The 15,841-nt window shown below is 49.3% G+C and carries 13 protein-coding genes; 8 read left to right on the top strand and 5 right to left on the bottom strand.

Annotated features, from left to right (window positions below; all coding sequences use genetic code 11):
- Nucleotides 1–36: 36 nt before the first annotated feature.
- On the top strand, nucleotides 37–3,369 hold the full coding sequence (locus ACO0LE_RS17560) for a fused MFS/spermidine synthase (protein WP_422961641.1): 3,333 nt from the start codon (nucleotides 37–39) through the stop codon (nucleotides 3,367–3,369).
- A gap of 684 nt (nucleotides 3,370–4,053) precedes the next feature.
- The gene (locus ACO0LE_RS17555) at nucleotides 4,054–5,391 is read left to right on the top strand and encodes a Wzy polymerase domain-containing protein (RefSeq protein WP_422961640.1); all 1,338 of its coding nucleotides are present in this window, start codon (nucleotides 4,054–4,056) and stop codon (nucleotides 5,389–5,391) included.
- An 84-nt stretch (nucleotides 5,392–5,475) separates the two neighbouring features.
- Here the strand turns inward: ACO0LE_RS17555 and moaC are convergent, their stop codons facing one another.
- Entirely contained in the window at nucleotides 5,476–5,976 is a 501-nt protein-coding gene (gene moaC, locus ACO0LE_RS17550) for a cyclic pyranopterin monophosphate synthase MoaC (RefSeq protein WP_422961639.1), read from the bottom strand.
- 158 nt (nucleotides 5,977–6,134) lie between these two features.
- Here moaC and ACO0LE_RS17545 point away from each other — a divergent pair, with 158 nt between their 5' ends.
- A complete protein-coding gene (locus tag ACO0LE_RS17545) occupies nucleotides 6,135–7,640 on the top strand; it encodes a M48 family metalloprotease (protein WP_422961638.1) in 1,506 nt (501 codons plus the stop codon).
- Between the two features lie 370 nt (nucleotides 7,641–8,010).
- Here ACO0LE_RS17545 and ACO0LE_RS17540 read toward each other — a convergent pair whose 3' ends face one another.
- The 4 genes from ACO0LE_RS17540 to ACO0LE_RS17525 all read right to left on the bottom strand — a co-directional run bounded on the left by ACO0LE_RS17540 (nucleotide 8,011) and on the right by ACO0LE_RS17525 (nucleotide 10,504).
- Entirely contained in the window at nucleotides 8,011–8,640 is a 630-nt protein-coding gene (locus ACO0LE_RS17540) for a DUF2946 family protein (protein ID WP_422961637.1), read from the bottom strand.
- Between the two features lie 59 nt (nucleotides 8,641–8,699).
- Complete coding sequence (locus tag ACO0LE_RS17535) at nucleotides 8,700–9,656, bottom strand: YheT family hydrolase (RefSeq protein WP_422961636.1); 957 nt, start codon at nucleotides 9,654–9,656, stop codon at nucleotides 8,700–8,702.
- An 11-nt stretch (nucleotides 9,657–9,667) separates the two neighbouring features.
- On the bottom strand, nucleotides 9,668–10,099 hold the full coding sequence (locus tag ACO0LE_RS17530) for a YybH family protein (RefSeq protein ID WP_422961635.1): 432 nt from the start codon (nucleotides 10,097–10,099) through the stop codon (nucleotides 9,668–9,670).
- Nucleotides 10,100–10,300: 201 nt separating this feature from the next.
- Entirely contained in the window at nucleotides 10,301–10,504 is a 204-nt protein-coding gene (locus ACO0LE_RS17525) for a zinc-finger domain-containing protein (RefSeq protein ID WP_422961634.1), read from the bottom strand.
- A gap of 140 nt (nucleotides 10,505–10,644) precedes the next feature.
- Between ACO0LE_RS17525 and ACO0LE_RS17520 the strand changes: the two genes are divergently transcribed.
- The 5 genes from ACO0LE_RS17520 (at nucleotide 10,645) to fba (ending at nucleotide 15,804) form a co-directional block, all read left to right on the top strand.
- On the top strand, nucleotides 10,645–11,430 hold the full coding sequence (locus ACO0LE_RS17520; protein WP_422961633.1) for an AzlC family ABC transporter permease: 786 nt from the start codon (nucleotides 10,645–10,647) through the stop codon (nucleotides 11,428–11,430).
- Nucleotide 11,431: 1 nt separating this feature from the next.
- Nucleotides 11,432–11,752 carry an AzlD domain-containing protein gene (locus tag ACO0LE_RS17515; RefSeq protein ID WP_422961632.1) on the top strand — a complete coding sequence of 107 codons (321 nt, stop codon included), beginning with the start codon at nucleotides 11,432–11,434 and terminating at the stop codon, nucleotides 11,750–11,752.
- A 111-nt stretch (nucleotides 11,753–11,863) separates the two neighbouring features.
- Nucleotides 11,864–13,057, top strand: a complete 1,194-nt coding sequence (locus tag ACO0LE_RS17510; RefSeq protein ID WP_422961631.1) for a phosphoglycerate kinase — start codon at nucleotides 11,864–11,866, stop codon at nucleotides 13,055–13,057.
- Nucleotides 13,058–13,208: 151 nt separating this feature from the next.
- Nucleotides 13,209–14,642 carry a pyruvate kinase gene (gene pyk, locus ACO0LE_RS17505; protein ID WP_422961630.1) on the top strand — a complete coding sequence of 478 codons (1,434 nt, stop codon included), beginning with the start codon at nucleotides 13,209–13,211 and terminating at the stop codon, nucleotides 14,640–14,642.
- Nucleotides 14,643–14,739: 97 nt separating this feature from the next.
- Nucleotides 14,740–15,804, top strand: a complete 1,065-nt coding sequence (gene fba / locus ACO0LE_RS17500; RefSeq protein ID WP_422961629.1) for a class II fructose-bisphosphate aldolase — start codon at nucleotides 14,740–14,742, stop codon at nucleotides 15,802–15,804.
- Nucleotides 15,805–15,841: the final 37 nt, after the last annotated feature.

The following is a 15,841-nucleotide window of genomic DNA, read 5'->3' as shown; positions in this document are numbered from 1 at the left end:
TGGCTGCTGTGCTCTATGGGGATTCCAGCAGCATGCATGCTGGCGTTTCGCGTGTTGCGGCCAGTTCGACAACTGGATGACGTGAAGTTCGAGAGTCAACTGCGTTATTTAACCGTACTCACCATATTATTTTTATTAGTCCCCGATGCTGCCCTAGGTTTGACTGCGGCCTTACACCCATTTACCTATGATATGTATGCCATGCATTGGGATCACGCAGCGGGCTTGGACATTACATACCCTCTTCTTGATTTTGTAACGTCGATACCCACGCTGCCATACTTAGTCAGTTGGGCGTATGGTTCAGCGCCCCCGCTGAGTTTTATGGCGCTTGCGCTACTTCAACTACGTCGCCGCCCGCCGCATGTCGCATCCGCAGTTTTGATTTGGGTTGTGCTTACTGGATGTGCCTGGCTTGCATATCATGTGTTTCCGATTGCCGGTCCGAAATATGTATTTGGTGATCGCTTTATTTCCGGTTTGAATCAAATTGCTACGCATCCACTAAAAATGATAGGCGTGGGATATGCGCCGCGTAATGGGATGCCATCAATGCATTTTGGCTGGATGCTGGCTGTCGCTATTTTGTGGTGGCGCAACGGCACAGCTTGGTGGTCCCGGAGCATTATGATTATGCTTACTACGTTGACGGCGATGTCAACGCTTTGTATGGGGGAGCACTATGTCGTTGATCTCATCGTCGCTGTGCCCTTTGTGCTGGCAGCGATTGCTCTATGTACTACATCTGTTCCTTGGGCTGTGACGCAACGTCGTTGGACGACATTGATTGGATTTGGAACATGGGCAGCGTGGGTCGTTTCCTTGCGCACGTCTATTCACTGGATTGTGGCACATCAATGGATCTGTTGGATGATGGTTTTGGTCACTATGTGCATTGTTGCCTTGCAAGTATATTGGATGCGTACGTTCGCTTTACATGTGAGTGTGAATCAGACAGAGAATATAAAAGCCAGCAGGGATGAGCGCCATACTTCGTTGGAACGTCGTCTTTTTGCGATGTTTTTTGTCTCTGGATTGGCAGCTCTTGCATATCAAGTTTTGTTTGCAAAGCAGCTTGCATTGGTCTTTGGTAGTACATCTACGGCAACTCTGACTGTGCTTGCAACGTTTTTGGGAGGAATGGCCATTGGCTCCTTGCTCGGGAGTCGGTTAGCGTTGAAAACGAATCGACCGCTTGTGACGTATGCAGTTATTGAAATGTTGATTGCGGCCTACTGTGTTTTGACGCCATTTTTATTTGAGTTAATTCAACAGGTTTATGTGGTGCTGGCATCCGGGCAAGTCCCTGACTCTACAATGCTGCTGGTATTACGAGTGGTTCTTGGCGCAGTTGTACTGCTGGTTCCCACCGTTTTAATGGGGGCTACTTTGCCTGTGTTGGCGCAAGCCTTGGGAACGCAAATACAGCGGGTTGGAGTCAACGTGGCATGGTTGTATTTTGCCAACACTGGTGGTGCGGCAGCGGGTGCACTACTGACAAGTTATGTAATTATTCCCTCTCTTGGTGCATCGCAGACTACGCTGGTGGCGGCGTTGTTAAATTTGTTGGTAGCGCTTGCTGGTATGGAGCTGTCTAAGCGATGGATTTTGGCGACATCGATAACTCCTTTGCCGACAGAAAGTAACGTGTTGGTGATGTTGCAGAAGTTACCTCCAAGGGCTGCGATAGCCGCTTTGTTGACCTTGTGCATTGGCGGCGTTCTATCCCTTGGTCTTGAAGTCGTTTACGTCCATTTGTTATCGATTGTTGCGGGTAATAGTGTGTATGCGTTTGGATTAATGCTAGCGACTTTTTTATTAGGACTGGCAGGTGGCGGGGAAGTCGCGAGACGGTTATTGTTAAAGCCTGACACTGACCGCATAAGATTGCTTGCCTGGACATTGGTTGGTTTGGCTATAAGTGCTGCTGGAGGGGCTTGGTGGTGGAATGATATCCCTCAGTATTTCGCAAGTTTTGCGCAATATCCGATAGCAAAGTCATTCGTTGATCGTGAAGCGATTCGTGGAGCCGTATGCGCGTTATTGATGATTCCACCTACGCTATTTGTCGGTGCGGCATATGCGTTTGGTATGGATATCGCTACAGCTGCCGGCCGTGCAAAACCGATCGCCATGTTGGGCTATGGCGCTGCATTAAATACCTTGGGTAACATCACAGGTGTTTTAGTTTTTGGTTTTTTCTTGTTGCCGCTATTTGGTGGTCTTATTGCAACGAATGTAATTGCCTTTGGCGCCTTGGCGCTTGCTATATTGGTGTTGCTTATTACTGCAACCAAATTAAAAAGAAACGATGTCGTTTTATTTACAGCAGCTACATTCGTCGTTGTAACGTCGCTTAGCGCCCAATTGAACTACGATTTCATTAGTTCTGGATCTAATGTTTACTTTGCTCCGCAGCACTGGGGGCATGTTATTGAGCATGCCGAAAGCATTGATGGCGGCCTGACCACTGTGACGACTCAAACCACAGATGACGGAGAGGTCAAAACTTTGCTGACCAATGGAAAGTTCCAAGGTAATGATTCGACAGCTGGCGAAATGCAAGCACAAATGGGATTTGCTTTGACTTCATTATTGCACCAAAGTAGTCGTGAGCGAGCTCTTGTCATTGGCTATGGTACGGGCGTTACCAGCCGAGTTTTTCATCAGGCGGGTTTTAAGCACCTCGACATTGCAGAGCTTAGCCGTGATGTAGTGCGATTAGCAGATACTCATTTTGATAAGGTCAATAATCGAGTCTCTTCTGCACCTGGTGTTCAGCTTCATGTAACTGATGGGCGCAATCTGCTGTTGCTTTCCTCTAAGCAAGCTGGATATGACGTCGTCAGTATTGAAATTACTTCCATCTGGTTTGCCGGGGCGGCATCTTTGTATAATAAAGAGTTTTATAGCCTAGCTCGGTCGCGTATGAAGCCAGACGGCGTATTGCAACAATGGCTGCAATTACACCGGTTGGCGCCGAGCGATTTGCTTAGCGTGATTACGTCTTTACGCGCAGAATTCCGCTATGTGTCTTTATATGTATTGGGTAACCAGGGAATTTTGATTGCGACCAACAGTTTGGACAAGAAGTCGCCGACTAGCGAAGCGATCAATCAACTGAACAACTCAACGACTCTTGAAGCTGTGCGCGATATTCTTGATCGTCCAGTAGCTGATATTGCAGGTGATCGAATGCTTGATAATACAGGAATAGATCGTTTTATTATGTCGAGCGGCGTTGATCCAAGTTTTTGGGTGTCTACTGACGATAATCTCCGTCTTGAATACAGCACGCCAAAAGCAAACGTTAATGATGGGCCTAGCTCATTTCAGCGCAATATGCAGCTATTAAAGCGCTTCCGCTAGTCGCTGTTTTCGGTTGATGATCACTACTTTCATGGCAAGTTATTGGCAATGTATTTGATATTTCTAATAACTTGCTTATGCTCTCGGCGCGGTAACCTTAAATATGCGAAGTGAATTCTGAAAAAATTTTTGCGATAACGAGGGTAAAAAAATAGCCTGTTCCTAAAGCGGTAGGCAGAAGACAGATTGACTCTTGCAGGTATGAGCGAGGAGCTAGTCGTGCCTTATTCCTTCTTATACTCTCTGCACTTGAGCGGATCCCCTCATTAATCGTTAACGGGTCGTATTTTCGATCATTCGGATTTGTCCATGCTTATTTTTAAAAAAAATAAATTTGCACTTCTTTTATTTGCCGTATTTCTTTTTGCTTCTTACCTACATCCTTACCACATTCATCCATACCGCACTTTTTACCATGATATTTTGGTCGTATTCGGATTATTGGTTGCGTTCAGTTTTTTAGCTCTGGGGGGAAATTCTAGTTTGGTTTTTCCCAAAGTAACATTGCTGTTTGCATCACTATTTTCATTGGTGTTGATTCAATTAATATTCGGCGTCGCGCAGTTTTCGTCTGATCTAATCTTTCCGTTTGTGTATCTTGCGTTGCTTGGGGTCGCTATTCTTGTCGGGGCAAGTTTGACGTGTAGTCAAAAAACACCTGAACCAATTTGCATTGCATTATCAGTGACACATTTGTTAGCAGGTCTGCTGTCCTTAGTCATGCAAATGATTCAGATTGCCGGTGTTGATTTGGCTCCGTTCGTGATGTTTATTGCACGGCAGTCACAGCCTTTTATGAGACCATATGCCAACGTGGCGCAGCCGAATCAGCTGGCATTGTTGTTTTGTTTTTCCTTGATTTCGGTATGGTTTCTGCATCAAAAGCGTTTCTTGGGTAAGTGGGTGTCGGCGATATTGATTTTAGTATTATTGTGCGGCTTGTCACTTACTCAGTCCCGCATAGGGTGGGTGATTATTCCTACCTTTGCTATGTTGTGTATGTTTAAGACACAAGATGGTCAAGCTGTTAGTAAGTGGTTTTTTCTCGCTATGGTCTCGGCGTATGTCGCCTTGGTGCTTGCCTTGCCATATTTAGGAGAATTGATCGGCTTCGCCAGCGGCTCAGTCGTAGATCACGTTGGAGGTCGTTCGGAGCGATTGGTTTTGATGCAGCAGGCCTGGCATATGGCTTTGCAGCATCCGTGGCTAGGTGTTGGCTGGTTTGGTTTTGGTGCGGAGCAGGTGAGTATTGCTGCTGATTTTGGCTCCTCAACGTATGCAGAGCATTCGCATAATTTGATTTTGAATTTTTTGGCTGAGCTGGGCTTTCCCGCTACTATTGTCATTCTTTCTGGTTTGGGCTGGTGGTTTTTAAAGGCGTGCATCCTGCCGCGTGCGACGGTTAATTCTCGCTTCGCTAATTTATTTTTTGTCGCAGTGTTCATTCATAGCATGGTGGAGTTTCCACTCTGGTATGCGTTTGTACTGATTCCGGTCGGAATTTTGATGGGTATGATGCATCAGTTACGCTGGCCGTCTGAAGGTGTCAGGGTCAATAAGTGGGTGATCGTATCCGTATTTATGGCGGCTAGTATTGCGCTGCTACTTATCACCTTTGATTATCAACGAGTGACTGCGGGTTTCAGAGCTTTGCGCTGGGAGCAATCGGGTTATGCGATACAGAAACAGGTATTGGAAAAGCCAGCATTCACCTTATTTCCGCAATTTTTCGATTATTTTAAATTCACCAAATTAGTCGTTCGCGAAGGCATGTCAGGTGTGGAAATTGCGTTTGCCGAACGGATGAGTCATCGTTTTGGTTATGTTCATGTGCTGAGCAAAATGGCTGAAATTTATGTGCTTAATGGTCAACCTGAAAAAGCAAAACGGATGATGCTGACTCTGCAGCGTTTACATCCGATTGTCTATCCTGAGTATTTTGACTACTGGAAAGTACAGGCATCCTTGGATGATCGCTATGCAGCAGTTTTTAAGACCATGCCACCTCGTGATGCGCCTTAGTTATCTAGTTTGTCCAGACCACGTGCTCAGCGTCTATTTGAGTTGCTGATGATCGATGTGACGTTGGTGTGATTTCTATGTGATTTATGCATCGATCATGCTGACCCAGTCACCCGATTTGCCCCCATGCTTTTCCATCACGCGGATGTCGGTCATGACCATTCCCCGGTCGACCGCTTTGCACATGTCATAGATGGTGAGCAGGCCGACTTGTACGGCTGTCAGGGCTTCCATTTCTACGCCTGTTTTTCCTACTGTCTCTACTTGGGCTGTGCAGCTGATGCTGTGCTTGTCGGCGTCGATGCTAAAATCGACGGCAACTCGCGTCAAGGCGAGCGGATGGCATAGCGGTATCAGATCACTGGTGCGTTTGGCTGCCATGATTGCGGCAATACGTGCGATCCCCAGTACGTCACCTTTTTTTGCTGTTCCCTGCGTGATGATTGCCAGCGTATCTGCTTTCATGCGGATAGTGCCGCTGGCGATGGCGATGCGATGACTGTCCTTTTTTTCTGCGACATCGACCATATGTGCCTGGCCAGTGGCATCAAAATGGGTCAAGGTTGTTGCGTGATCGTTTGTCATGGCGGGAAATTAAAAGCGGTAGTAATGGTAGTAAATAAAAAATATCAACGCGAATCAGCGTGACGTATGATATTTTTGAAAACAATCCAGGAACAAATTGAATAGCGAAGTATCATAGCACTGTGAAACTGAAACTCCCATCCTCACCCATGAAAATCATGCGCCTTGCGGTTCTGACGGCGACTTGTTTTTTTTCTGCTTCCATCGCGCCTTCTTCTACTTTGGCGCAAAATTTACCCACTTTAGGTGATACCGAACGTCAGGATTTGTCGCCCTTAATGGAGCGTAAGCTTGGTGAGCAGATCATGCAAAGTGTCCGGCGTGATCCAGATTATATGGATGATGCTCCTTTGTCGGAGTACTTGAATCGCTTGGGTAACCGGATGTTAGAAACGCGTCCTGATGCGCGGGGCGAGGCGATGTATGACTTTGAATTTTTTGCTGTGCGCGATCCTGTCTTGAATGCGTTTGCGTTTCCCGGTGGATTTATTGGCTTTCATTCGGGCTTGATTTTGGCGGCACAATCCGAATCCGAATTGGCATCGGTGATGGGGCATGAGATTGGTCACGTTGCACAGCGCCATATTGCGCGCATGATCGGTAGCCAAAAAGTCGATTCGCTGATTCCGATCGCTGCCATGATTCTGGCGGCGTTGGCGGCGCGATCCAGTCCCGATGCCGCGATGGCGCTGGCTGTGGGCGGGCAGGGAGTTGCGATTCAGCGGCAATTAAATTTTAGTCGTGAGGCTGAGCGTGAGGCGGATCGCGTCGGTTTTCAGATCTTGCGGGATGCGGGTTTTGACACGGCGGGTATGGTGTCATTCTTTGGTCGTTTGCAAGTTGCGACGCGTAATTATAATGACACGGCACCGGCATATTTGCGCAGCCATCCTTTGACCAGCGAGAGGATGGCCGATATTCAGGCGCGTATGATCGACCAGCGCTATAAGCAGTATGTCGATAGCCTTGAATTCTCACTCGCCAGAGCTCGTGTGCGCGTGCTGCAAACGGATACGCCGCAAGGGTATATGGACGCCTCCACTTTCTTTGATACTCAGCTCAAGACCGATCAGGACGATAGCAAGCTGGCGGCACGGTATGGCTTTGCTTTTTTAGCCTACAAGCAAAAAGACTATGCTAAGGCGCAAGAGCTGCTCGATAAAGTTGTCAAGCAGGTGGAATCGTCTCCGAGACAAAAAATAACGCTGAAAACGACCAGCATGTTTGCTAGTCTCGACATCGATCTTAAGCTGGCGACCAAACAATACGACGCTGCCGTCAAACTGGCAGAACAAGCGATGCAGCAGTTGCCATTGTCTCGCGGCATTGTGTATCAATATGTGGATGCACTTGTCGCTGCGAATCGTCACGAAGATGCCGCCCGGTTTTTGCGTGATCAGGTGCAGTTATATCGCCAGGATCCCAAGCTGCAAAATCAGCTGGGCAAAGTGTATGAGTTGCAAGGCAAGCAAGCGCTGCAACACATTGCACTGGCAGAGGCCTACGCTTTAAACAGTGCATTGCCAGCGGCTTTACAGCAACTCGATATCGCCCGCCGCGCACCGGATGCGCAGTATTACGATCAGGCGGTGATTGATGCGAAAGAGCGGGAGTGGAAAGAGAAACACAAAGAAGAAATGAAAGACGAGAAAAACCGCAAGTAAGAGGCCGGATTTGATTGCAGGCTTTATCAAAGATCCAAATCTTTCACCACAGAGGTACACAGACGCAGAGGAATTGAAAGACAAGTAAAAACTCTCTGCAGTCTTGTTTGTTTGAAAAACGAATCCGCAATGTTGACGGGCCTTCTGGCGTTAAAAGTCTCTGAAATCCGCATGAATACTGCGGATTGGTTTGTGGGCGCTTCTAAAACTTTTAGTCGATATTTTATCGATATTCCATCGAACTCTTTACTCCTGCCTTTTCACCATGTCTCTGTGTTGAAAGGTCTTGATCTTTGCGTAAGTCCTGTCGATAGGCCTTTTTGATGTGGAGGTTTTTAGAAGTTTCCCTATGAGGTCATTAGAAGCTTCCTTATTTTTCTTGTAAATCCAGATGCTGTGCACTTAGCGCGGGCGACGCCACAAACCCGCGTTTTTTCATCAAACCAAGTACATCCGACTGTTCTATTAGGATGGCTGCCTGAGCCGGTAGCTGTAGATATAAAGGCGTAGACGACGCTTGTTCAGCGTGTTCCAGCCAGTGCAACAAGGCGTCGTCGCCGATCGGCTGATTATCCTTACGTATCCATTCAAGACAAATCGCCATATCGCGGTCATCGAGTTGCGCGATGCCATTGGCGTTTTCAAATAATAAAGTGCCGTTGTTACTGAGATAAACATGGCGTATATCGGTCAGTGGTTCGCCTGACTGCAGGCTGAGGCCTTGTGGCGTCACACGGGCGATATACGGCGTCGCTTCCAGCTCGATATATACCCGTTGCGGACCATTTTGAAAATACCAGCGACCGGCATCGTCACATTGATAATTGCGGTTGATAAAACCTAACAAGGCCGGATTGCTAATCTTGTCTCCGGGCAGTTTGAGCGCTTGTGCACGTTCATCACGCATGCGCCAGTTGCCACGTGCGTCGAGTGCCAGCCAGCCGTAGCAGTGCGGTACGTTGGGCCATTTGGCGATTGCCGCTTTGACGATCTCATCCATGCTGTACTTTCATCGTTGCCGTTGCCGTTGCCGTTGCCGTTGCCATTGCAAGAGCCAGATTATCTGTCCTGCTCAAAAAAATGCAGGATTTTTTGCGGTAGCCAGTGAAGGCTGCCTGGCAAGCTTCCAACGGCAAAACCAACGTGGCCGCCATGTTGAGGATAATCCAGTGTGACATGTCGCGAGGCTTTACTCGGTAAATGTTGACCCGGTAAAAACGGATCGTTTTTCGCATTCATCACCAGAGTTGGTACGCGAATATCCTCCAGCACATGCTTGGCGCTGGCACGATTCCAGTAATCCTCGGTATCGAGATAACCGTGTAAAGGTGCCGTGACGACGTTGTCAAACTCATAGAGATTCTTGGCATTTAACATGGCATCGCGGTTAAATAAACCGGGAAACTGATGGAGTTTTTGCAGGCACTTGGGTTTCAGTGTTTTTAAAAACATTTTGGTATAGACCATATTGAAACCGCTCGACAGCGAGGCGCCGCCTTGTGCCAGATCAAGTGGTGCCGAGATCGCGCATGCCGCATCAACAATGCTGGCTTGCTGCGGCGATTCGCCTAGCCAGCGCAGCAGGGCATTGCCACCCAGCGAAACGCCCGCCGCATAGAATTTGCCTTTGCCCTCACGCGCCCGAAATTGCTGATGAAGTTTTTGCGTCACCCAGGCAATTTCTTGCGCATCGCCAGAATGGTAAAAGCGGGGAGCCTGATTCAGCTCACCCGAGCAGCCACGAAAATGCGGTACTGCGCCGGACCAGCCTTTTTCTTTGAGCAATGCCATTAATGCCCGTGCATAGTGACTGTCACTGGATCCCTCCAGCCCGTGGAATAGCACCACGAAGGGCTGACTGGTATCGCCATCGACAAAATCGACATCAATGAAATCACCGTCCGGTGTGTCCCAGCGTTCGCGACGAAACGCGACTTCGGGCTTGCGGATATATAGCGCCGGATAAATAGTTTGCAGATGGCCGGAGGGCAGCCAGCGGGGGGCTGAGTAGTGCATAAATAAAACGATCAGTGCAATACGCTTGCTTTAAATAAATCGATGGGTGGTTTGCCAGCGGCGACCGAGGCGTGATGCATGGCGATACGCCAGCCATGCGGCGTTTTGACGTAAATATTGGTGGCCAGAATATGAACTTCCTGCGCGCCATCGTTGGTGCGCTGAACTTCCTCAATGATACTGTGTACCGCCGTCATCAGATTATGTGTCGCATGCAATTGCACGGGGTGGATGTGCACGCTACCCCGTTCAAAAATGGCTTCCCATGAGCTGCGGATTGCGGCGTGGCCGATTTGCCGGGTAGAGCCAGGGTGAATGCAGACAATTTCTTCATCCTCGGCCCACAGCGCCATCAAAGCATCAAGATCAGCACGACTGATCGCGTCATAAAAGGCGCTTTCTACTTCGTCGGCACTGCCGTTGAGCTGCTTTTTTGCTGCCATGATGGATGCCTTCCGGGCGACTGGTCTGAGATGTTAATGCGGTTATGTTGCGGGTAATATGTTGATTATACTGGGTGGGAGTACCTTTTTCACCGATCTGACTCCGCTTGTTTTACGCGGTGTGTTCGACGTTGAGTGTCTATACTCCCATATAAACTCGGTATTGCCTAATACGGATGAATGCCGGTGCCCGATGAAAATTTAATGCCCTTTGATCACTGCGCCTGGCGCCAGCTTGTAGTGCGTACCGCAGTAGGAGCAGGTCGCTGAACCGCCGTGAGACAGATCAAGATACACGCGCGGATGGGATGACCACAGTGGCATTGCCGGATTGGGGCAGTGCGCTGGTAAATCTTTGGCTTGCAATTCGACGACGTTATTATTGGTTGTGCTGCTAGCTGACATGAATTTCTCCGGTTATCTTGTGGGACGAGGGCCATCTGATGCTTACGGTTCTTCTGTGGCGATTGATATGGCACCACATAGCATGATTTTAACGGATTGCACGGAATGTGCGTCAGCAGTGATTCACTTTCCTCGGTAAAATGATCGACTTTCCAGAATTTCCTAAGCCATTCATGAGTTTTGAGTCCGATCAGACCGCTTTCCGAGAAGGATTGAAAGTAGGCATTCCTAGTTTGTTTGGCATTGGCGCATGGGGACTGGTCGTGGGTGTTGCCATGATCAAGGCGGGGCTGACAGTACCTCAAGCACTAGGTATGACCTTTTTGGTGTTCGCCGGATCGGCACAGTTGGCATCGCTGCCCCTGATCGCTGCTCACGCGCCAGCTTGGGTGATTTTCGCGACGGCGCTGGTGGTGAATCTGCGTTTTGTAATTTTCTCTGCCATTCTGGCGCCACATTTTGCACACTTATCTTGGCGCACTCGGGCTTATCTCGGTTATTTTTCCGGTGATATGTCTGTGGTTTTTTTTATCCAGCGCTTTCCCGGAACCGGAGCTGAGAAGGGCAAGCTTCCTTATCTTCAAGGCTTGATCATGCCGAATTGGGCATCATGGCAGATCGGCTCAGTGACCGGGATTTTATTGGGCAGTCAAGTACCTATGAGCTGGGGTTTGGGTTTTGCTGGTACCTTGGCCATTCTTTGCATCATGTTGCCGCTGGTAATGAATAAGGCCGCTTTGGCCGGCGTTGCTGTTGCAGGCGCCGTTGCGATAGCTGCGGTCAATTTCCCCTACAAACTGGGCTTGCTGATTGCCGTAGTCTTAGGTATGGCAACTGCGATGGCTGCTGAAGAGTGGCTGGAGCAGCGCAAATTCCGGCTGCAGAATCAAGCTGCAGAAGACGTTCCCACATCGGAGGATCATTAAGATGGATTGGGAAGTCTGGACCGTCATTGTGTTGCTCGCCGTAGCGACCTTCATCGCACGCAGCTCATTCTGGCTGGTGGGCCATCGTATTAATTTGCCAAAACGAGTACAAGAGGCCTTGCGCTATGCGCCAGCCTGCGCTCTGGCGGCGATTATCATGCCTGATTTGCTCATGAATAACGGGCATATCGTAGTTAGCATGACGAATCCCAAGCTTATCGCTGGCATTGCAGCGACGGCATTTTTCCTGGTTAAGAGGAATATGCTGCTGACGATTTTTTTCGGGATGGCGGTATACACCTTCATTCGCCTGGGGTTGTAAGATTTACATCTGTTTTGCGCAAAACCTGCTAAAAACGGTGTAGTCTGGGTCGGCTGTTTGGTAGAATACGGGACTTAGATTTTTCTCCCACCTCTTTCATTCGCCACCTCCATGCAATTTAATCGACTCAGCGACCTGATCGCCGCCAATCAACTCCAGGGCAAGCGTGTATTCATCCGTGCAGATTTGAATGTGCCGCAGGATGATCACGGCAATATCACCGAAGATACCCGTATCCGCGCCTCAGTTCCAGCGATTCAGCAAGCATTGAAAGCAGGCGCTGCCGTCATGGTGACGTCCCATCTCGGACGTCCGACCGAGGGCGAGTTTAAAGCAGAAGACAGTCTGGCACCCGTTGCAGCACGTTTATCAGAGTTGCTGGGTATGTCCGTCGAGCTGAAACAAAACTGGCTGGATGGCGTTGATGTTGCTGCAGGCCAGGTTGTTTTGCTGGAAAACTGCCGCGTCAACAAAGGTGAGAAAAAGAACGACGACGCGCTGGCGCAAAAAATGGCAGCCCTGTGTGACGTGTACGTGAATGATGCCTTTGGCACCGCCCATCGTGCCGAAGCCACGACCCACGGCATTGCCAAATATGCCAAAGTCGCTTGCGCCGGTCCATTGTTATCTGCAGAGCTAGATGCCTTGGGTAAAGCGCTTGGTCATCCGGCACGCCCACTAGTGGCAATCGTTGCAGGCTCCAAAGTATCCAGCAAACTCACTATTTTGAAGTCACTGGCAGACAAGGTTGATAACCTGATCGTCGGCGGCGGCATTGCGAATACCTTCATGCACGCAGCTGGCCTGAAGATCGGTAAATCCCTTGCGGAAGCAGATCTGGTCGATGAAGCAAAAGCCATCATCGAGATGATGGCCAAACGCGGTGCATCCGTACCCATTCCAACCGATGTCGTGTGCGCCAAAGAATTTTCCCCGACCGCTGTGGCCACGGTCAAAGCGGTCAGCGATGTCGAAGCCGATGACATGATTCTCGATATCGGCCCCGTTACCGCAGCAACGCTGGCAGCACAAATCAAACTGGCGGGCACGATTGTTTGGAACGGTCCGGTCGGCGTGTTTGAATTCGATCAGTTCGGCAATGGTACCAAGGTATTGGCGCAGGCGATTGCTGAATCGAAAGGATTCTCTATTGCTGGCGGTGGCGATACTCTGGCGGCGATTGCCAAGTACAACATTACGGATAAAGTCGGTTATATCTCGACAGGCGGCGGCGCTTTCCTCGAATTTTTGGAAGGTAAAACCTTACCGGCAGTAGAGATTTTGTTGCAACGTGCAGTGAAGTAAGGCACAGGATTATTTGAGCGAACTGCTGCAACGAAGTACCGCAGCAATAAGTGCAGCAAAAATACAGAAAAAATATCGCAATACCGCAATGTAATAAGAGTAATAAAGCGATAAAAATCGACAGAGCAGTATTCAATTATCAGGAGACCAGATGTCACGCGGAACCAAAATTGTTGCAACGATAGGCCCAGCTTCTACAGAGTTAGCGATTCTAAAACGCATGCTGCAAGCAGGCGTTAACGTTGTTCGTTTGAATTTTTCGCATGGCAAGGCGCAGGATCATATCGATCGCGCCACTCTGGTTCGCCAGGCAGCAGCGGAGTGTGGCCGTGAGATCGCCATCATGGCTGACCTGCAAGGTCCGAAAATCCGTATCGGCAAATTTGAAAACAGCAAAATTGAGATTGCAAACGGTGATAAATTTATTCTGGACGCCGATTGCACTTTGGGTAATCAGGAGCGTGTCGGACTGGATTACAAAGCCCTGCCGCGCGATGTGAAACCCGGCGATGTCTTGCTGCTCAATGATGGTTTGATTGTGCTGATCGTAGAAAAAATCATTGGCAATGAAATTCATACTATCACCAAAATAGGTGGTGAGCTGTCGAATAACAAAGGGATCAATCGTCAGGGTGGCGGCTTAACCGCGCCGGCATTGACCGCCAAAGATATGGAGGACATCAAGACAGCGATGTCGTTTCAAGCCGATTATGTGGCCGTGTCTTTTCCGAAAAATGCAACGGATATGGAAATGGCGCGTCAGTTGGCGAATATTGCCGGCGAAGCCTACAGTCACAAGCCGATGATGATTGCCAAGATCGAGCGTGCTGAAGCGATTCCTCTGTTACAGGAAATCTTGGATGCGTCGGATGGCATCATGGTGGCTCGTGGCGATCTGGCTGTTGAGGTTGGCAATGCCGCAGTTCCTGCGTTACAAAAGCGCATGATCAAGATGGCGCGTGCGTCGAACAAGCTCGCGATCACGGCGACGCAGATGATGGAGTCTATGATTGTCAATGCCGTGCCGACTCGCGCCGAAGTATCCGACGTCGCGAATGCCGTGCTGGATGGCACCGACGCAGTAATGACTTCCGCGGAAACTGCATCCGGCAAATATCCGGTCGAAACCGTCGAGGCAATGGCGGCAATTTGTGTCGAGGCAGAGAAGTTCCAGGAATGCAAACTTGATGCAGATTTTTTGAATCAAACCTTCACCCGCATTGATCAGTCGATTGCTTACGGTGCCTTATTCACGGCGTATCATTTACGTGTGAAAGCCATTGTGGCCTTGACCGAGTCGGGATCAACGGCGCTCTGGATGAGCCGTCACAATATTGATATTCCTTTATTTGCGCTGACACCCAGCATTGCAACCCAGCGCAAAGTTGCCTTGTACCGCAACGTACAGACGTATACGTTGCCGCACTCGAATGATCGCGAACTGGTGTTGAAAGCAGCAGAAGATATTTTGTTGAAAAACGGCGTGGTCGCAAAAGGTGACATGATCGTATTGACCTGGGGCGAACCGATGGGTCAGATCGGTGGTACCAACGCGCTGAAAATCGTCAAGGTCGGAGATAACTAAACAGACGGAACGCAATCAGGCGGTGTCGCAGAACAGTCTCGCCGCAAGTCATTGCTTTCCTCGCACAGATTTTTAATCGTACTTCTGGAGTTCTATTATGCCTCTCGTATCCATGCGCCAATTGCTGGACCACGCCGCTGAAAACGGCTACGGTTTGCCAGCGTTTAACGTCAATAACCTGGAGCAGGTCACTGCCATCATGCAAGCCGCCGATGAAGTCGGTGCGCCGGTCATCATGCAGGCGTCAGCCGGTGCCCGCAAGTATGCGGGTGAAGCGTTTCTGCGCCACCTGATTGAAGCCGCGGTCGAAGCCTATCCGCATATTCCTGTAGTGATGCATCAGGATCATGGTCAGTCACCTGCCGTTTGTATGGCTGCGATCAAATCCGGTTTTACTTCCGTGATGATGGACGGTTCGCTGATGGAAGATGGCAAGAGCGTTGCCAGCTACGACTACAACGTCGAAGTCTCACGTGAAGTTGTCAAATTCGCGCACTCCATCGGCGTGACGGTAGAAGCCGAACTGGGCGTACTCGGTTCGCTGGAAACCATGATGGGCGACAAAGAAGATGGACACGGTGCTGACGGCAAAATGACTCGCGAACAATTGCTGACCGACGTCGATCAAGCAGCTGATTTCGTCAAGCAAACACAATGCGACGCATTGGCGATTGCGATCGGTACTTCACATGGCGCATACAAATTTTCACGTAAGCCTACCGGCGACATTCTGGCAATTGACCGCATCAAAGAAATCCACGCACGTATCCCGAATACTCATCTGGTGATGCATGGCTCATCTTCCGTGCCACAAGAACTGCTGGAAGAAATTCGTCAGTTTGGCGGCGACATGAAAGAGACTTACGGCGTACCGGTAGAGGAAATCGTGATCGGTATTCAGCATGGTGTGCGCAAGATCAATATTGATACCGACATCCGTTTAGCAATGACCGGCGCAATCCGCCGTTATTTGTTTGAGAATCCAGGCAAATTTGATCCGCGCGACTATCTCAAGCCAGCGCGTGAAGCGGCAAAACTGGTCTGCAAAGCGCGTTATCTGTCATTTGGCTGCGAAGGTCAGGCGGCAAAGATCAAGCCTATGCCTCTGGAAAAAATTGCTGAACAATACAAAAAAGGCAGCTTGGCTCAGTTGGTCAAATAAGTCAGCAGCTTCGTGCAACAAACTCATTGCAGTAACA

The organism is Undibacterium sp. Xuan67W (genome assembly GCF_049340165.1).
Classification (GTDB): Bacteria; Pseudomonadota; Gammaproteobacteria; order Burkholderiales; family Burkholderiaceae_D; genus Undibacterium.
Note: the sequence above shows the minus strand (reverse complement) of the source record. Positions and strands in the feature narration are given on the sequence as shown.